Annotated in this window: 16 protein-coding genes; 14 read left to right on the top strand and 2 right to left on the bottom strand. The window is 49.3% G+C overall.

The window, feature by feature from the left end; all coding sequences use genetic code 11:
- Positions 1-98: 98 nt before the first annotated feature.
- From QZT94_RS04110 to QZT94_RS04095, 4 genes are read left to right on the top strand one after another with little or no spacing between them, the layout of a single operon-like run.
- On the top strand, positions 99-1,316 hold the full coding sequence (locus QZT94_RS04110; RefSeq protein ID WP_296761530.1) for a hydrogenase small subunit: 1,218 nt from the start codon (positions 99-101) through the stop codon (positions 1,314-1,316).
- Entirely contained in the window at positions 1,316-3,064 is a 1,749-nt protein-coding gene (locus QZT94_RS04105) for a nickel-dependent hydrogenase large subunit (protein ID WP_072509922.1), read from the top strand. Before QZT94_RS04110 ends, QZT94_RS04105 begins: the two co-directional genes overlap by 1 nt.
- Positions 3,061-4,410, top strand: coding sequence for a Ni/Fe-hydrogenase, b-type cytochrome subunit (gene cybH, locus QZT94_RS04100; RefSeq protein ID WP_270625269.1), 1,350 nt, complete (start codon positions 3,061-3,063; stop codon positions 4,408-4,410). The genes QZT94_RS04105 and cybH overlap by 4 nt, the downstream gene beginning before the upstream one ends.
- A gap of 14 nt (positions 4,411-4,424) precedes the next feature.
- Positions 4,425-5,057, top strand: coding sequence for a hydrogenase maturation protease (locus QZT94_RS04095; protein WP_270625270.1), 633 nt, complete (start codon positions 4,425-4,427; stop codon positions 5,055-5,057).
- 4 nt (positions 5,058-5,061) lie between these two features.
- Here the strand turns inward: QZT94_RS04095 and QZT94_RS04090 are convergent, their stop codons facing one another.
- Positions 5,062-5,418, bottom strand: a complete 357-nt coding sequence (locus tag QZT94_RS04090; protein ID WP_072509920.1) for a hydrogenase maturation nickel metallochaperone HypA — start codon at positions 5,416-5,418, stop codon at positions 5,062-5,064.
- Positions 5,419-5,442: 24 nt separating this feature from the next.
- On the opposite strand from QZT94_RS04090, the gene QZT94_RS04085 reads away from it, so the two are divergent.
- The 4 genes from QZT94_RS04085 to QZT94_RS04070 all read left to right on the top strand — a co-directional run bounded on the left by QZT94_RS04085 (position 5,443) and on the right by QZT94_RS04070 (position 7,852).
- Positions 5,443-6,696, top strand: coding sequence for a nickel-dependent hydrogenase large subunit (locus tag QZT94_RS04085; protein WP_296761534.1), 1,254 nt, complete (start codon positions 5,443-5,445; stop codon positions 6,694-6,696).
- Positions 6,697-6,757: 61 nt separating this feature from the next.
- Positions 6,758-6,985, top strand: a complete 228-nt coding sequence (locus tag QZT94_RS04080; RefSeq protein WP_072509918.1) for a HypC/HybG/HupF family hydrogenase formation chaperone — start codon at positions 6,758-6,760, stop codon at positions 6,983-6,985.
- A 96-nt stretch (positions 6,986-7,081) separates the two neighbouring features.
- The gene (locus QZT94_RS04075; RefSeq protein WP_296761535.1) at positions 7,082-7,471 is read left to right on the top strand and encodes a hypothetical protein; all 390 of its coding nucleotides are present in this window, start codon (positions 7,082-7,084) and stop codon (positions 7,469-7,471) included.
- Between the two features lie 12 nt (positions 7,472-7,483).
- Positions 7,484-7,852 (top strand): hypothetical protein, encoded by a 369-nt coding sequence (locus QZT94_RS04070; protein WP_296761538.1) that lies wholly within the window; start codon positions 7,484-7,486, stop codon positions 7,850-7,852.
- A 373-nt stretch (positions 7,853-8,225) separates the two neighbouring features.
- Here the strand turns inward: QZT94_RS04070 and QZT94_RS04065 are convergent, their stop codons facing one another.
- Positions 8,226-8,831 (bottom strand): methyltransferase, encoded by a 606-nt coding sequence (locus QZT94_RS04065; protein WP_072509915.1) that lies wholly within the window; start codon positions 8,829-8,831, stop codon positions 8,226-8,228.
- Between the two features lie 133 nt (positions 8,832-8,964).
- On the opposite strand from QZT94_RS04065, the gene QZT94_RS04060 reads away from it, so the two are divergent.
- From QZT94_RS04060 to QZT94_RS04035, 6 genes are all read left to right on the top strand, one after another.
- Positions 8,965-10,665 (top strand): DUF885 family protein, encoded by a 1,701-nt coding sequence (locus QZT94_RS04060; protein ID WP_072509914.1) that lies wholly within the window; start codon positions 8,965-8,967, stop codon positions 10,663-10,665.
- 195 nt (positions 10,666-10,860) lie between these two features.
- Positions 10,861-12,468 carry an ABC transporter substrate-binding protein gene (locus QZT94_RS04055; RefSeq protein WP_072509913.1) on the top strand — a complete coding sequence of 536 codons (1,608 nt, stop codon included), beginning with the start codon at positions 10,861-10,863 and terminating at the stop codon, positions 12,466-12,468.
- 111 nt (positions 12,469-12,579) lie between these two features.
- The gene (locus QZT94_RS04050) at positions 12,580-14,004 is read left to right on the top strand and encodes an amino acid permease (protein ID WP_296761597.1); all 1,425 of its coding nucleotides are present in this window, start codon (positions 12,580-12,582) and stop codon (positions 14,002-14,004) included.
- A 233-nt stretch (positions 14,005-14,237) separates the two neighbouring features.
- On the top strand, positions 14,238-15,896 hold the full coding sequence (locus QZT94_RS04045; RefSeq protein WP_296773191.1) for an ABC transporter substrate-binding protein: 1,659 nt from the start codon (positions 14,238-14,240) through the stop codon (positions 15,894-15,896).
- 144 nt (positions 15,897-16,040) lie between these two features.
- Positions 16,041-16,967 (top strand): ABC transporter permease, encoded by a 927-nt coding sequence (locus tag QZT94_RS04040; protein ID WP_072509910.1) that lies wholly within the window; start codon positions 16,041-16,043, stop codon positions 16,965-16,967.
- Positions 16,960-17,907: an ABC transporter permease gene (locus QZT94_RS04035; RefSeq protein WP_072509909.1), complete on the top strand. Its 948-nt coding sequence runs from the start codon at positions 16,960-16,962 to the stop codon at positions 17,905-17,907. Before QZT94_RS04040 ends, QZT94_RS04035 begins: the two co-directional genes overlap by 8 nt.
- Position 17,908: the final 1 nt, after the last annotated feature.

The following is a 17,908-nucleotide window of genomic DNA, read 5'->3' as shown; positions in this document are numbered from 1 at the left end:
TACTCAATTTTAAGCCAATATTGAGGGACTAGGTATTGTAGTTCACAGACTGCTTGTCTAATATTATTTCTAATTCCGTCACCAACAAGGGATTACGTATGAGCTATGACATTAAGCCTTGGCGAGAAGGTACCCTCGCCGAAAATCTAGCCAGCGCCGGGGTTAGCCGACGTGATTTCGTGAAGTATTGTGCTGGTCTAGCCGCTATTTTCGCGGTTGGAACTCCCGAAATGGCACACGCAGCTCCAGCACAAAAAGCCGCCGAGGAGCTGGCCGATAAACTGGGGGCAATCACTAAACCTAATGTGGTTTGGCTGCAGCTTCAAGAATGCACCGGTTGTATGGAATCCACCCTGCGCAGTGGGGGAACTACTGTGGAAGAGGTGGTGCTAAACCTGTTGTCCGTGAACTATAACGAACTGGTGATGGCGGCAGCTGGGGAAGCGGCAGAAAAAGCGCTGGAAGAAACTAATGCCCGGGAACATATCCTGGTGGTAAATGGTTCTATTCCTACCAAGGATGGCGGAATCTACTGCACTATCGGTGGAAAATCGGCTGAACAAGTCTTGCAGGAATCTGCCAAGAACGCCACTATGATTTTGGCTGTTGGCGCCTGTGCCGTATATGGATCTGTCCAAGCCGCTAAACCTAATCCCACCGGTGCGGTAGGCGTCGATGAAATTATTAAAGATAAACAGGTAATTAATGTTTCGGGTTGCCCCCCAATCGGTGAGGTAATCACCGCATCTTTAACCTATATCTTGACTCACGGTAAGGCTCCCGAAGTTGATTCTGAGGGTCGTCCGCTATTTGCATATGGTCAGAGGATTCACGATTCCTGCCCGCGTCGTCCTCATTTCGATGCCGGCCAATTCGTGCGCACATTCGATGATGCCGGGGCGCGTGAAGGCTGGTGCTTGTACGATGTGGGCTGTAAAGGGCCTTCAACTTTTAGTCCCTGCCCGATAGTGCAATGGAATCTGAAATCAGGGTGGCCAATTGGTGCAGGTCACCCCTGTATCGGTTGTACTGAACGAGATTTTTATGACCGGTTTACGCCTTTCTATGACAAGTTGCCAAATATCCCCGGTTTTGGGGTAGAAGCCACTGCCGAAAAGGTAGGTCTGGGTTTGACCGGGGCGGTAGCATCTGGGGTGGCGGTACACGCGGGAATAACCGCTGCTAGAGCCGCAGCTGACCGCAAAGCTACCAAGAATTCTCCGATGGCAGCTTTCGGAGACAACGCAGTTGGGGGCGAAAATAACTCCCTAAACGAGGACGCTACTAGCGATAAACAGAACAGCGAGGCGAAGTAATGACCGAAAAAGTAGTCATCGATCCCCTAACCCGTATCGAGGGTCATCTGCGTATTGAGATTGAATCCGAGGGAAAAAAAATTAAGAAAGCCTGGAGTGAAACCACCCAGTTCCGCGGTCTTGAAACCATCGTTCAAAACCGTGATCCGCGTGATGTTTGGGCGTTTGTGCAGCGTATCTGCGGGGTTTGTACCTCCGTTCACGCTATTGCTTCCATTACCGCAGTAGAGGACGCAATAGGATCAGTTCTTCCCGATGATGCCCGCTTGATTCGCTCCCTGGTACTAGGGTCGCAAGAAATCCAAGACCATGTGATTCACTTCTACCACTTGCACGCCCTAGATTTTGTTAATGTTCCTAACGCGGCAAAAGCTGACCCGGCAAAAGCGGTCGAGTTTGCGAACTCTATTGGTTCAAAGTGGCGCGGAAACAACCTTAAACGTTTCACCGAAGTTAGAGATACCATCAAGAGCGTTCTTGACTCTGGTCAGCTATCGGTCTTTACCGGAGGATACTGGGATCACCCCGATTACCGGCTTCCTCCGGAAGCAGATTTGATGTGCGTGGCGCACTATCTAGATGCTTTAGAGTTCCAGCGATCCATGATTCGCATTAACACGGTGTTTGGAGGCAAGAATCCCCACCCGAATTTCCTGGTCGGGGGAATGGCCTGCTCAATTGATCCTAACTCTTCGGAATCCATTAACCAGGTACAATTAGATCAGGTGAAAACCTGGATTGATGAAATCGTAGAATTCGTAAATGACTGCTATTACCCAGACGTTTTGGCAGTTGCCGGGGTTTATAAAGACTATTTCGATATCGGGGCTACCCACGCGAACTATCTAGCGGTAGGTCTTGCTGGTGCCACCTTTGGGGGAGACCCCAACAAGTCCCGGGTCGATTCTCGACATAGCGCCATTAAACCTGGCGTGATTTTGAACGGGGATTTGAGCAAGGTTCATCCTTTTGATCCGCACAAGATTGAAGAGTTTGTAACCTCAGCCTGGTACGAGTATTCAGTGGGGGACAAGAAAGGTCTTACCCCTGATAAAGGGGAAACCACCGTTAAATATAACGGACCAAAGCCGCCATTTAAGTGGCTAGGTGATGACTTTGATGGTAAATATACCTGGTGTAAGGCTCCTCGCTATGACGGTAAACCGATGCAGGTCGGTCCGGTGGCGCGTTTGATGCTCGCCTATGCGCAAGGATTTGCGCCGGTTAAGAAGCTAGTGGAATCCGCCGCCTCTACCCTGGGAATTACCCCTGCTCAGATTAACTCGACGATGGGGCGCACCTTTGCCCGCGCTGCCGAGGCAGTAGTTTCTGCCAACTTACTGTTAGAGGATTACAACGCGCTGGTCGCCAATATTAAAGAAGGTAATATAGACGTTTTCGATGCCAGCAAATGGGAACCCTCCTCTTGGCCACAAACCGCTCAAGGTTACGCCTTTGTTGAGGTTGCGAGAGGTAACCTCTCCCACTGGGTCACTATCAAGGACGGTAAAGTTGCACGTTACCAGGCAGTGGTTCCCACCACCTGGTTAGCGGGAGGACGTGACGCTCAAGGAGTTACCGGTCCGTATGAAGAATCACTGATGGGCACGGGAAATCATCCCTTAGTAGACCCGAAGGCTCCTCTGGAACCGTTACGCACGATTCACTCTTACGATCCGTGTATGTCCTGCGCCGTGCACGTCCTCGACCCGGAGGGAAATCTTATTAGCGAGGCGGTGACTTCATGAGCTCCCAAAATACGCCCTCCCCAAAAACCAATCCGAACAGTGAAAACGCAAACTCTACCCTAGAGGGCGAACCGATAGAACCGGCAAAAACCGTCAGCACCGGGAATCAGGATAAAGAAATCCAATTCTTTGGTAATGAGAGCCATAAATCCAGTGGGATTGAGGTTGGGGGCGGTTTTAGCTGCTCTGACCTGTCGATGCGCCGCTTGCTGTTAATGGCAGCGGTTAGCCCTACTGGCAGCAGCGATCCGGTTGATATTGCCCTTAAAGAATCCCTGCGTTACCGCTTCAAACACGGGATTCCCAATAGCGAGATTCCCGCAGAAAACTTTGATCCCGCTCAAAACCGGCGTTACTCGTTGGCTCGGATTAACGATATGAAGCGCACCAAGACCGGTGAGTCCATGAACATCGTGATTGCTCGCGGTGACCTGGAATCGGTAATGAATGTGGCGAAACCAGAGCGGGCTTTGCGTACTCTGCTTCGTAAAAACGCACAGATGGCTGGCTCTAGGGGATACCGCTGCCTGGGGGTAGCTACCGCTAGGGTAGATGAAAATGGCGAATGTGGTCCTTTCCAAATGGAGGGATTTATCAATGTGCGACCGGTTGGTACCGGTTTGCAAGATGATGACCTTACCCCCACCACCGAGGATTGGGTAAGGCTGAGCGTTTGGTCTGTCGGTTTACGTTTCTTGCACTGGTTGAATGTATTTCTGATTGTGGTTATGTCGGTAACCGGTTATTACATTATGGATCCCTTTTTTGGAGATACTTTCTTTAGGGGCGTGGATATCGGCTATCTGATGGGCATAATGCGTTTTATTCACTTCGTCGCGGCTTTCACCTGGATAGCTATCGGTGCGGTACGGGTAGTTATCGCCTTTGTGTCCAAAGATCGCTACTTACGCTGGGAGACTTTCTGGCCGTTCAAGAAAAAAGAGGACTTGAAGTACCTGAAAGAAACTGTCGGGTTCTACCTGTTCTTGCGGAAAGAGGGGCCGCTATATGTGGCTCACAACCCGCTGCAGCAACTTACCTATACTTCGGTCTATGTTATAGGGGCTTTCCAAATGGGGATAGGGATGGCTCTTTACGCCCTCCCTTACAGGAACACCAGCCTTTTCTGGGCGATTATGGCAGCACCAAACGACTGGTTTGGGATACCATTCATGCGTCTAGTTCACGCCATGATTATGTTCCTATTCTGGGGTTTTGTAATTGCTCATATTTATTTGGCTTTCCGGGCTGATTCTCTTGAACGCCATGGAGGAGTCTCGGCAATGATTTCTGGAGGAGTGTGGATGCGTCGTACTTCTAAACCAGTTGATGCCCCCGAGCTGTAGCCGGAAAGATTCTAATGATTAAAGGTGAACAGTTACCCGCGTCCTCCCCGTCTGTTTCTTTGCGGAAACCGGCAGAGGGGGCCACTATAGCTGCAGCTGACCGCCCTCTACCGGATTTCTCCAGGGTGGACGGTAAGGGCTGGGCAGGAAGCCAATATACGGTTCTTGCAGTTGGTAACCCAATCATGGGTGATGATGGAATCGGGCTAGAGATTTTAAAGCAGTTGCGTAAACTGCTGAGCGTTCGCCCCAGTTGGCAAGAGGCGATTAGTCGAGGAGAACTAGCTCTTTTAGAGGGCGGAACGGGGGGAATGGAGCTGGTTCCCGTTGTTCAAGAATCCGAGAATTTACTGATATTGGATTCGGTAGCAGCCGGTGCAGGGCGTATTCCCGGTCAGGCGCTCCATTTGAGTGGGGATCATGTGCCGCGCTTGCTTTCGATGAAAATGTCTCCTCACCAGGTAGGTCTACTAGATATTCTCACTTCCGCCCGGCTTACGGGCAAAGAACCTCGCGTAATCGAAGTAGTAGGGGTAGTTAGTGAGGACGTCAATCTGCATTTGGGTTTAACCTCGGCAGCTAGCAGCGGGATTGAGCAGGCTACTGCTTATGCCGCCCAGATTCTTGACTCTTGGCTTTCCCCGTAGTTGTCTATTCCTTATCCCACTCAACCCAGGAGATATCAAACTCGCGACCATGGGTAAGGTTCGCGGTTGGGGTTTGGCATTTTGGACAAAGCAGGGCAAAGAACTCATCTATCTCGACTTCTCGCTGGCATTTTGGACAATAAACACTGGCTGGGATGGGATTAATTTCCAGTTCAGCGCTTTCGCAGATAGTTTGAGCCTTGGCTATGGGCCACGAGCCGTAAAGAGCCTGGGGGATAGCACCTGACATAGCCCCCACATTTAGCGAGACTTTTTTAACTCGGGTAACCTGATAATCAGCGTCAGCGGCTGCTTTTTCAACCGCCGCCACTACCGAAGTTAATAGCCCAAGTTCATGCATATATTCATTTTCTTGAGGAGATTCATGAAAATCAACCTTGACGAGATTATTGATCCCCTAGAAGGACGGGTAGTAGTTTCCAAAGACCGGCAAGGACAATCCCAGGCGCGTTTTGATTTGCAAGGACTTCCTCGCGTTGATGCAATGTTGGTGGGAAAATCTGCCCTGGAAGCGCTGAAAATGACCGAGCATTTGTGCGGGATTTGCCCGGTGGCACATCATTTGGCTGGTATGCGTGCCCTTGATGTGCTCAGCCAAAGCGAGCCGCTGTCCAAAGCGGCAGAACTTACTCGCCGTTTGCTGCATTATGGTTCGATTGTGCAAACCCATTCGCTACGTTTCTTGATGCAAGATAGGGATGCGGGAATAGCGATTAGATTGGTAGCGAAAAAAATGCTGGTAGCAGCGGGTTCTCCCGGTCATTTCCCAGTTAGCGCCCTTCCCGGCGGGGTGCGTGCCTTGCCGGAACTGAAAGCTTTAAAAAACCTGGATGAAGACCTGCCGGATGCAATTGAAGCCGCTGAAGAATTATGTGACCTGGCCTTTAGATTATCTAAGGAATCCCGCTTAGCTGATGCTTTTTCTGGCTCAGAGGTGGCATTGATTAACGAGGACGCAAACCCGGATGTTTTTGGTACTCGGGTTAGGGTGGTTCTCGAACAAAAAATCATTGACGAGTTTTCTTTCTCGAAATGGAATGAGCGTATCAGAGAGGAAAACCCGCACACTCCTGCTCCGCGTCCTTATCTGCGAGCATTGGGAGTAAATGAGGGGCGATACCGGGTAGGTCCAGTAAGCCAGCTCTCTATCGGTACTCTTCCTAGCCCTAAGGCAGCAGCGGCACAAGAACGCTGGCTGGCAGAAAGTCGCAACGCGCAACCTGCTCGGGCGATAATAACCTTACATCTTCTAGAAAGAACTACTGAGCTTGTTAAACAGCTATCGCGCCTGGTAGGGCAGGTAAATTCTGAGGAGCACACGGCAGGACGACCCGTTAAGTTTAGCAGTGGACAAGCCAGCGGTGTGGTGGACGGACCTAGAGGAATCTTGGCGCATACCTATGCCACGGATACTGAAGGGATGATTACTCAGGCAACTATCCTTACTCCCACTGCACAAAATGAGCCATGGCTTGCACAGTTATTAACCCAAGCCATTGCGCTTGACGGGGCACAAACCCAGGGGGCGCTGGAAGAATCTATTCGAGAAGCTGACCCCTGTCTGCCCCTCAGTTCCGCGCCCAGCGGTCAGATGGGGCTGAAAGTTGATAACGTTTAGAGGACGTGAGGGATTTTAGGGTTTAGAGAACTGGGAACTGTCTAGGGAAAGGAAGTAAGCCATGTGTGTGGGGGTTCCCTGCAAGATTCTATCGATAGAGCCGGGTCTAATGCCGATGGGACGAATCGATGTGGCGGGACAGGTTCAAGATGCCTGTATGGCATATGTTCCCGAAGCTAAGGTAGGGGACTATGTCCTGATTCAAAATGGTTTCGCAATGAATCTTTTAACCGCTGAGGAAGCCAAAGAATCGCTGGACACCTGGCGGGATTTGGGAATGATTTCTTAACCCAATTTCGGGTTTTTAGATTTAAAGTTACCGCGGTCACGATTAAGATGTCTGTTAGACTAAGTTCGAACTAGATAGATAATTAAAGGAGTCATTATGGCGTGTTTTATTGTTCCGACTGTGGAAGCAGCAGCGCTAACAGTTGCTAAGAAACATATCGCGAAGAAGGCAGAAGCTGGTGGCTCTACCGAAGGTGCTCAGCGTTCGCTAGATTTAGTTCGTAAGCTGACTTGGCTAACTAATCTTTTGTGGGGCGGAGCTGTACTGCTTGCTTTTGAGCATCTGTGGCACGGCGAAGTGATTCCTTTTTTCCCGTTCCTATCGGCACTGACAGAGCGTTCCACTACCCAACAGATGCTCTTTGAAATGGGCACTGTGGGGGTTGGCATGGCGCTATTGGTTACCGTAGTTTGGGGCGTAGGTCTAGCCTTGATTCGTGCTACCGAGCGCCGCAACCGGGTTGCAACTGAAGCAAACGCAGCTTAAAGGAGATTTCTCGTGACTTTACTAATAACTATTTTTGCGGCAATCATCGCAACCGCGTGTTGGTATGCTCGCGCCCCTAAATCAAAAATGCGTCTAGACCTGCTGTGTTGGATGTACTGGGGAGCATCCCTAATGTGGATGGTTGATTTACTTGCGGAATATCTCGAAGCCGGCACAGAAGTTTTCACTCCTGCCCCTCTCGATATGCTGCATGATTCCTATCTCGGGCTATCCGTAGTGGCACTGGGTGGCGTTATCTGGGTTGTCTACCTGATTGTGAAAGACCCCCGGGGAGTGCGCAGCCAAGTTCTTGCCCAGCAAGAATCGGCTATGCACAGCGATAGTGCCATAGAGGCGAAGGAATTAGCGGTTTCCCACTAACTGTTTTAGCAATTTTCCCAACAGGGATAGGGGAATACTTCCTAAATAGCTAAAGACTACATAACTGCGTGGGCAGATACTTGTTAAAAGTATCTGCCCGCGTTTAGTTATAACTGCTGTAGCTCATGAACGCGGGGGATGCCTGTTTCCTCCCACCCCTGATAATCTGGCTGAAAAGCTTGTATAGACATTCGCTTTGATTAGATAGCTAGTAGCGCGGGGAATAACTTTTACCTCCCGCCCAAGAATTCGGCAAACGTAGCGACGTTTTCCGAATTCTTATGCCCACCGCGCCCACTCGGATAAAAGTTATTCCCGGCGCCTTTATCTGGGTTCCTCATCGTCCCAGAGAGCGTTATTTGCGCTCGTTTAGCTATGCAGGGGAAACCGCAAGCAGACGAAAACCTTTTTTAGAAGCGAGGCGACGGGTAGGGAAGCCTTGCGTACACAGCCACTTTTGCATCGAATCTGCGCCCAGGTTCTTTCCCATCACCAAAATGGCTTCGGCGCCCGGTTTTAACAGTGGCAACCAGGTTAGCAGTAACTGTTGGAGGTGCTTTTTTCCAATCCTAACTGGGGGGTTTGACCAGATGAGGTCAAGTCCTCCGGCAGTTTTTACGGCTGTAAGAATCTTCTCGGGAGATTCCACCTGAACAGCTACTCCTGCCCGCCTAGCATTGGTTCGGGTAAGATCCCGGGCGCGCTCATTCACATCTACCGCCAAAACCTGTGCGGCGGGACTCAAAATCCCCAAGGAGATTGCCAGAGGTCCCCAGCCGCATCCTAAATCCAAAAAAGTCCCATTTTTAGGAGGTATAGGTGCGTTTGCCAATAAAATCTCGGTAGCTTTATCCAAGTGGCGGGACGAGAAAACCCCCGCCGCGCCCTCTAAAAGCAGTTCCCTACCCGCAAGCGATACTTTAATCCTATTGCGCTCACTCGGCGCAGCCACCTGTTTGTCCGTAAAATATTGTTCCATTACCTTAAGACTATTGGTTTTACGTAGATAATGTGTACACGCAATACTATCGGTCTTATGGTCTCACTGTTAAGCTAAGAAAAGAACTCAGATAAGACAATGAAAGCGGGAAAGGAAAACCGGGGAGAGCAGGGTGGAAACTGATATTAAGCAAATCGACACCGTGCTGAACCAATACATCACCGCTTATGCCCGTATTGACCCTTTCAAAGCTACCGAGTGGGGAATATCCGGCTACGATGCTATGCTCCCAGATTATTCACCTCCCGGTATCTCAGAACGCTACAACTTGCGTAAAGACACTTTGGCGCGCATAGCTAGGACACCAAAAGCTAGTCTCCGCGAGAAACAAGAGGCGCAAGGATTTACCCTTTATGCCCAAGCAGAACAAGAAAAGTTTGAAGCTGGTTTCCTAGAGTCCGAGATTAGTGGCACTAACTCGCCAATCCCGGTGATAGCAGAGGGTTTCAAACTCATGGACGTAACCACCGAGGTGGGAGTGGGGAATCTGACTAGGAGGTTTCTGGCGCTTCCCCAGGCGTTCACGGGATTAAAAACCACTATGCGCGAATCGAAGAATCGCGGATATGCTTTTCCCCAGGAAGTTTTGGAAAAGGTACTGGAACAAGCGTTGCTACTCGCTGACCCTGGTCATGATATTTATCAGGGAAAACGTAGCAAGATGGAACTGGCTCATCTTTCCCCAATGGGCAGGCGCGCTCTAGCACGCGCAAAAGCTACCGCGCAGGACGCATTCGCAGATATGGCTAGCTTCTTGAAACAAGAAATTATGTCAGCCTGCTCACCAATCGGTCCGGTAGATCCGCACTCCTATTTTATTTCCCTTAAAAGCGTAGGGGTGAGCGACCTTAACCCCAGTGAACTATATGCAGAGGCTAGTGCAGATTTAGTGCGTTTAGGTGCCCAACGTGACCAACTGTTAAGCAAATTGGGGGGAAATCGGGCGAATCGGCTATCTAGCCTAGAAATCTCTGACGGGTTCGAGGTATTGAACTGGGCGATAGAGGACGCGACCGATGCTTTTAGTCAGCAGGTTGATTCCCAGCTAGCGGCCTTAGCTAGCCCCGAGTACTTCCCCCTACGTTGGGAAAATGATCCGCATGGTGTCTTAATGCACCCGTACTATCCAACCGGGATTGGGTTGTCTCCCTCTTCGCGAGGCACGTCCCGCAAATGTGCGCTCACCCGTGCGCCTCATGCTGGTGTGGGCGGGGAAGATGTAACAGCTATTTGCGGTAACGCTTTCGATGCTTTCTGCGAAATTGATGATGCCTATTTTGTTCTGGCGGCTTTCGAGAAAGGAATCCCTGGAGCCCATCTGTATTCTCGGGTACGAGAAACCTATGGAAACAACCTGTTTACTCGGGTAGGAGCTAACCTGCCCGCCACAAACTTGGGTTGGAATCTTTTCGCCCTGGAAATGGCGCCAAAACTGTGGGAGATTCCCAGCGAAATTCAGCTGGAAATCATAGAACGTATTACTCGGTTCATAGCTTTAGCGTTAGCGGATTTACAGCTATATGGGCAGCAGGGGCAAGGAAAATCACTTTGGACACTTCCTAAAGCCATCGCCTACCTTAGAGAAAAACCCGGAGGACCGTGGAATCAGCAGCTACTGCGACAGCGTTACCTGGGGATTCCCGCCTTGAGCATAGCTCCCTGGTATGGCTGGCGAAGGTGGCACGAAACCTATAATCAGTTCCAAAGAGCCGGTGGGAAAGGTTTTGCTGATTTTATGCGAACTATTTCTCCAACAGGAGCAGTACATTTTGAGGTTATCCGCAAAGCAGTCACCATGAAAAAAGAGGGATAAGACGATTTTAAGGTGTGTGGCGTAAGCTATCTTGAAATATCTCATTAACAAAATAATCAGCTTGAACCGTAAATCCTAGACAGACGCAATAGTCTTAGGTACTGCACCAGCTTGATAGTAGGGCATAAAATAGCAGATAGCAGTAATAACTAAGTATCATTAGGTTAATAATTTTGGTGTTTTGAAAGGTAAGAAATGAATATCCGCTCTCGGTTTATCTCTTTAGTAACTCTGCTATCAGCAGTTATCGCTATGGGGGGATTAAGCGCTTGTAGCTCCAATAATGCCGAAGAAAACGCAGTAAACCGGGTAACCATTAACGGGGAAGAACCTGCTCGCGGACTTATCCCCGCTGCCGCTGATGATGATGCCGGTATCAAAGTTATTGATTTGCTCTTTGCCGGTCTAGTTACCTACGACGAGCAGGGAAAAGTGGTAAATGATGTGGCGCGCGAGATTACAGATTCTCCTGACCATAAAACCTGGACAATCCAGATGAATACTGACCGCAAGTTTTCTAATGGTACTCCGGTGCTAGCTAAAAACTATGTGCGCGCCTGGAAAGCCTCTGCTGCGCAAAAACTGGGAGCCACCACCGCCTTTGAAGCAATTGAGGGAGCAGAGGAGGACGGTACCGGGAATCTGAGCGGGGTAATGGCCAACGATGATTACAAAATAACTATCAAATTGAAGCGAGCGGTAGCTGACTTTTCTAACCGTTTAGGAATCAACGGCTTTTATCCGCTCCCAGATTCAGCTTTTGATGACCAAGGAAAGATAAAGAAAGAGTTTGGGCAAAAACCAGTGGGGAATGGTCCGTACACTTTGGCTAAATGGGAGTCTTCCAGTCGAATACTACTAGATAAGTCCACCAGTTATCGCGGCCCGCGCCAAGCGGTAAATGACGGACTGGAACTAAAGATTTATGCAGATATTTCCGCTGCTTACCAAGATCTTCTTTCTGGAAATCTTGATGTGTTAGATCAGATTCCCGACGGAGAACTTCCCAACGTAAAAAAAGATTTAGGAAACCGAACTACTAACGCGGTTCAAGCCGGGATGCAGACTCTCGATATTGATTATCAGACGAAACATTTTTCTGGGGAAGAGGGAAAACTGCGGCGTCAAGCAATTTCGCAAGCAATTAACCGTGAACAAATAATAAAAAGCATTTTTTATGGCACTCGTAAGGCAGCCAGCGATTTTTTGCCACCACAAATTCTCGGACACATAGACAGTGGCGAGGCTACTAAGGTTTTGCAATATAACGAAGCTGCCGCGAAAAAAGCTTGGGAAGCCGCTGATGCAATCAGCCCTTGGCAAGGGGAGCTTAAAATCACCTACAATTCAAACCAATCTAACCAGCCCTGGGTGGATGCAGTTTGTAACCAGTTGTCGAATGCCCTGGGGATTAAAGCAGTCGGCGATCCTCAGCCGGATTTCAAGACCCTATTAGAAATGATGGATCAACATTCCTTTACCGGTCCCTTCCGGATGGGCTGGTCAATGGGGTATCCTTCCCCAAATAATCTCTTGGCAGGGCGCTATGTAAAGGGCGGTAATGGTAACAAAATGGGATATGACAATCCCGCGTATGCCGAACTTTTGACGAGGGCGCAGGCGGCAGATACAGCTAAAGAGGCTGGAAAACTCTATCAACAGGCACAAACTCTGCTGCTAGCGGATCTGCCTTCCATACCGCTATGGTCTCCCAGCTCAAACATCGGATTTAGTCAGAATGTGGGCAACGTGACCTCTGATTGGAAAGGTGCGGTAGCTTTCCATAAGGTTACTAAGAATTAATTCAATCGGAGGAAAACAGTGGCCACTAATGAAATCCCTGATAGTAGTAACGCTAATTCAGGTGCTTCCACTGCGCAGCTGCAACGGAAATTAAAAGCGCGGCATCTAAATATGATTGCCATCGGCGGCGCCATCGGTACCGGGCTATTTGTAGCTTCCGGAGGAACCATTACCGGGGCAGGACCTGGGGGTGCATTAGTTGCCTATGGGGCAATTGGGGTAATGGTTTTCTTCTTGATGCAATCGCTCGGGGAAATGGCTACCTATTGTCCCACTTCAGGCGCTTTCGAGGTTTTCGCTACCCGTTATGTCTCCAAGTCTTTTGGTTTTGCCCAGGGGTGGAACTATTGGTATAACTGGGCGATTACTGTAGCTGCCGAGTTGGTAGCAGCGACTATCGTCATGCAGTACTGGTTTCCGGAATCAGTGGTGCCTGCTTGGGTGTGGTCATTAGTATTCTTACTTATTTTGTTTGTGCTCAATGCCTTTACCGTGCGGGGATTTGGGGAATCAGAGTTCTGGTTTGCCTCTATCAAAGTAGTAACGGTGATTGTATTTTTGGCTCTAGGTCTCTTGATGGTTTTGGGTATTCTCGGTGGTAAATCCCCTGGATTCACTAACTTTACGACCGGGGATGCTCCTTTCGTCCACGGTTTTTGGGGAATCATGGGGGTGTTCATGATTGCCGGTTTCTCTTTCCAAGGCACCGAAATGATTGGGATTGCTGCGGGTGAAACTGAAGATCCGGAAAAGAATGTTCCCCGGGCAACTCGCGCAGTGTTCATGCGGATTTTATTGTTCTATATCGGAGCCATCGCGGTGATTGCTTTTCTGATTCCCTACACCGATCCCGCCCTCTTGCAGGGAGCCAACGCCGATTCTGACACAGCCCAAGGCTTTACCGAGGCGGTAACGAAGTCTCCATTTACGTTACTGTTTGAACGTGCGGGAATAGCAATTGCAGCGGGGGTTATGAATGCGGTAATCCTGACTTCAATTCTTTCTGCCGGTAACTCTGGGATGTATGTCGCTACGCGGATGCTCTATTCTTTGGCTAAAGAAAAGAAAGCACCGGCGATTTTTGCTCGGCTAACGGGGCATGGGGTGCCGATCATGGCTTTGATCGCAACCACCTTGGTGGGGGCACTTTGTTTTGCAACTTCGAGGGTGGGCACTGGTCAGGTATATGTTTGGCTGGTTAATGCTTCCGGATTGGCTGGGTTTATCACTTGGATGGGGATTGCTTGGTCTCATTATTGTTTCCGGCGTGCCTATAAAGCTCAAGGTAAGGACGTGGCAGATTTGCCCTATAAGGCGCTTTTCTATCCGGCAGGTCCGATTATCGCTTTGATTATGTGTGCGGTGGTAGTAGTAGGGCAATCCTTAGATGTGATTACCGGCGAGTTCTCGATTATGAACTTCCTGGCTAGCTATATTGGCTTGCTTTTCTTCTTGGCTCTGTGGGGCGGTCACAAGTTAGTTACCCGTTCCCGGGCGGTTAATCCCCGTGAGGCTAATTTGTCCCGTCATGTCTAGTTCGCGAGATTTAGATTTTTGGCTATTTAAAGGACGTTTATGGATTTTATCTGGCAGGTAAACATTTCATAATCCGGTTTAGGAAGTAAATGCGGCATTATGCAAATCTGTCTTAAGGAATCCTTGAAAATTTATTAAAAATAATTGAAGTGCTATATTGAGCTGTAATCGTGAGAGCGATTTTCGCTGATTAGTCAGCTTAAAAAATGCAAACAACACTCTTGGAGGCAATAGTGAAACGACGGGGCGCATTAGCCCTTGCTTCTGCTGTTACTCTTTCCCTGGCTCTGGCCGGTTGTGGAAGCAGCAACGGCGGCTCAGCCGCAAAAGCAGATGACAAAGGAATTATCACTGTAAACACTGTAGAACCTCAGAACCCTCTGATTCCTACCTCAACCAATGAGACCGGTGGCGGTCGCGTCCTTGACGCTCTTTTCTCTGGACTGGTTTACTACGAGCCCAAGACCGGAGAAGCAAAGAATGAACTCGCCGAATCGGTTGAGTCGAGCGATCAGGTAGTTTGGACCGTTAAGCTAAAGAAAGATGCCAAGTTCTCTGATGGTTCCCCGATTAAGGCTGACAACTACATCAAAGCTTGGAACTATGGGGCCAACCCCAAGAACGCTCAGTTGGCCTCTTCTTTCTTCGAGGTCATTAAAGGCTTTACTGCCGGTCCTACAAAAGCAGGTGCGCAGGCACCCGATGTACCGGAGCTGTCGGGGCTAAAGAAGATTGATGACTATACTTTCCAAATTACTTTGAACCAGCCGACTTCGGACTTTGCGCTGCGCCTGGGATACTCCGCTTATGCGCCTCTTCCGGATGTGGCGTTCAAGGATATGAAAGCGTTCGGAGATAACCCAACCGTTACTTCCGGTCCTTACACCCTTAAAGATAAAGGCTGGAAGCACAAGGAATCCATCGAACTGGTAAAGAACGAAAACTATTCTGGTCCGCGCCAGGCAAAGAATGGCGGGCTTACTTTCAAGATTTATCTGAAGTCTGATGCTGCCTATGCCGATGTGCAATCTGGTCAGCTGGACGTGCTTGATGATTTACCTGCCGCTGCCTTCAGCACTTTCAAATCTGATTTCCCGGAATCTAACGCTAATCAGCCAGTAGCTATTTTCCAGTCTTTCACCATTCCCGATCGGATAAAGCACTTCGGAATGGACGAGGAAGGTCGTCTGCGTCGTCAAGCTATCGCTTACGCAATCGATCGCGAGACTATCTGCAAGACCATCTTCCAAGACACCAGGGTACCGGCCAAAGACTTCACCTCTCCGTCTATGCCTAACTATGAAAAGGTAATGAAACAGACCAAGGGAGGCGAAGTCCTAAAGTTCGATAAAGCCAAGGCAAAAGAACTGTGGGCAAAAGCCGATGCCATCTCTAAGTATGACGACACCTTTACCATTGGTTACAACTCCGATTCTTCCCACAAAGATTGGGTAGACGCAGTCGCTAACCAGCTAAAGAATAACCTGGGCATTAAAGCCGAAGGGGAAGCGTTCCCTGATTTCAAAGGCTTGCGCGATGCCATCACCAAGCAAACCATTAAAGGTGCATTCCGTTCTGGTTGGCAGGCAGATTACCCCGGTATGAGTAACTTCTTGGAACCGCTCTACTCCAAGAACGGAAACTCTAACGACGGTAAATACAATAACGAGCAGTTCAACAAACTGATGATTGATATTGCGAAACTTCCGGTGGGAGATGAGCAAGACATGAAGTTTGCTGAAGCTCAAAGTATTTTGTTTACCGATCTCCCGGCTATCCCGCTGTGGAACTCCAACGTAGTAGGGGTGTGGAACAAAGACAACGTTTCCAATGTTGCCTTCAACTGGAAGAGTGAGCCGGTTTACTACGAGATTACCAAGAACGCTAAGTAGTCTTTAGTTCTAGTCGAACTGGCTACTGTAGCAGCAAATAATCCTCTGGGGGCGGTGATTTCTTATCGCCGCCCCCAGATTTATTTTTTCCTCAATCAAATATCACGATAGAGTAAAAGGCAGCTTATTAATAAGGAGATACCTATGCTCAGATACATAGGGCGTCGTCTACTTCAGATGATCCCGGTATTCTTTGGGGCAACGTTCCTGATATTCGCCATGGTCTATGCCATGCCGGGCGATCCGGTACAGGCACTAGGCGGCGACAAAGGACTTCCGCCCTCGGTCGCTGCTCAGATTAGGGCAGAGTACAACCTGGATAAGCCGCTTTGGATGCAGTATTTGCTCTATCTAAAGGGGATATTGACTTTAGACTTTGGAAAGACATTCTCCGGACTGGAAGTAACAGACGTGATGGCTGGCGCTTTCCCGGTAACGATTCAGTTAGCTTTCATGGCTATCTTCTTTGAAGCAGTTATCGGTATCGTGTTCGGCTTTCTCGCCGGTCGCAAAAAAGGGAAAATCTTCGATTCTACTGTGCTAGTGCTTTCTCTGGTAGTAATCGCCGTTCCCACCTTTGTTATCGGTTTTCTGTTTCAATTCCTCTTTGGGGTAAAACTGGGTTGGCTACCCACCACAGTTGGCAGTAACGTTAGCTTCCAGTCTTTATTGATGCCCGCGATAGTGCTGGGCGCGGTTTCTTGTGCCTACGTTATTCGCTTAACGCGTCAAGAAGTATCCGAAAACCTCACGGCGGATTATGTTCGTACTGCTCGAGCTAAAGGTATTCCCGAAAGCAGGGTTATGACCCATCACGTGCTGCGCAACTCCCTGATTCCGGTAGCCACTTTCCTAGGTGGAGACCTGGGGGGTCTTATGACTGGAGCAATCGTCACCGAGGGCATCTTCGCTATTAACGGAGTTGGAGGCACACTTTACCAAGCAATTTTACGTGGTGAGGCTGCCACCGTAGTTTCTATCACCACCGTTCTGGTTCTGGTCTATATTGTGGCTAATCTGCTCGTAGACCTGTTATACGCTGTACTAGATCCGAGGATTCGCTATGAGTAACCAAAAACTTCCCGGACAAGAACATTACGTAAATAAAGTTGATGAAACCGGTCTGGGCGCTGTAGATGCAGTAGCTGATGAATCAGCTCCCTCCTCGGTATGGGGAGAAGCCTGGAAACAGCTGCGAAAGCGACCACTATTTTGGGTTGCAGCTACCATCATCGTGATTGCGGTGCTAATGGCACTTGTACCCCAGCTATTCACCTCTCAAGATCCCGCGTATTGCACCTTAGAGAATTCCATTAAAGGGCCGACCAAGGGGCATATTTTCGGGTTTGATAAGCAAGGCTGCGACCTTTATTCCCGAATTATCTACGGAGCACGTGCCTCAATCGCGGTTGGGATTTTCTCTACCCTGACTGCTACGGTAATCGGGGTAATATTTGGGTCACTGGCCGGGTATTTCGGCGGTATTCTAGATGCCATCCTCTCCCGAATTGTAGATATCTTCTTTGCTATCCCCATGGTTTTAGCTGCCATCGTGATTATGCAGATGTTCAAGGAACATCGTTCCATCTGGATGGTAGTGATTGTTTTAGGAATCTTCGGGTGGACACAAATTGCACGTATTAGTCGCGGAGCGGTGTTGTCTATCAAGAATGAAGAATACGTAACCGCGGCTCGTACTCTAGGGGTTTCGGATATAAAGATTCTGCTTCGGCATATTTTGCCTAATGCGGCGGCACCGGTGATTGTTTACGCTACCGTGGCGCTGGGCACCTTTATCGTGGCGGAAGCAACGCTATCCTTTATGGGGATTGGTCTACCGTCCTCCATCGTTTCTTGGGGCGGAGATATTTCGACTGCTCAGGCGCAACTGCGGGTAGCTCCGATGGTGCTGTTCTTACCATCGATTGCCCTGGCAATGACTGTTTTGAGCTTCATTATGATGGGCGACGTGGTACGCGACGCGCTCGATCCGAACCAGAGGAAACAATAAT

Source organism: Varibaculum sp., from assembly GCF_008661855.1.
Classification (GTDB): Bacteria; Actinomycetota; Actinomycetes; order Actinomycetales; family Actinomycetaceae; genus Varibaculum; species Varibaculum timonense_A.
Note: the sequence above shows the minus strand (reverse complement) of the source record. Positions and strands in the feature narration are given on the sequence as shown.

Coding starts and splice junctions, on each gene's coding strand:
- QZT94_RS04110 (WP_296761530.1), top strand. CDS start 99: ATGAGCTATGACATTAAGCCTTGGCGAGAAGGTACCCTCGCCGAAAAT.
- QZT94_RS04105 (WP_072509922.1), top strand. CDS start 1,316: ATGACCGAAAAAGTAGTCATCGATCCCCTAACCCGTATCGAGGGTCAT.
- cybH (WP_270625269.1), top strand. CDS start 3,061: ATGAGCTCCCAAAATACGCCCTCCCCAAAAACCAATCCGAACAGTGAA.
- QZT94_RS04095 (WP_270625270.1), top strand. CDS start 4,425: ATGATTAAAGGTGAACAGTTACCCGCGTCCTCCCCGTCTGTTTCTTTG.
- QZT94_RS04090 (WP_072509920.1), bottom strand. CDS start 5,418: ATGCATGAACTTGGGCTATTAACTTCGGTAGTGGCGGCGGTTGAAAAA.
- QZT94_RS04085 (WP_296761534.1), top strand. CDS start 5,443: ATGAAAATCAACCTTGACGAGATTATTGATCCCCTAGAAGGACGGGTA.
- QZT94_RS04080 (WP_072509918.1), top strand. CDS start 6,758: ATGTGTGTGGGGGTTCCCTGCAAGATTCTATCGATAGAGCCGGGTCTA.
- QZT94_RS04075 (WP_296761535.1), top strand. CDS start 7,082: ATGGCGTGTTTTATTGTTCCGACTGTGGAAGCAGCAGCGCTAACAGTT.
- QZT94_RS04065 (WP_072509915.1), bottom strand. CDS start 8,831: ATGGAACAATATTTTACGGACAAACAGGTGGCTGCGCCGAGTGAGCGC.
- QZT94_RS04055 (WP_072509913.1), top strand. CDS start 10,861: ATGAATATCCGCTCTCGGTTTATCTCTTTAGTAACTCTGCTATCAGCA.
- QZT94_RS04050 (WP_296761597.1), top strand. CDS start 12,580: ATGATTGCCATCGGCGGCGCCATCGGTACCGGGCTATTTGTAGCTTCC.
- QZT94_RS04040 (WP_072509910.1), top strand. CDS start 16,041: ATGCTCAGATACATAGGGCGTCGTCTACTTCAGATGATCCCGGTATTC.
- QZT94_RS04035 (WP_072509909.1), top strand. CDS start 16,960: ATGAGTAACCAAAAACTTCCCGGACAAGAACATTACGTAAATAAAGTT.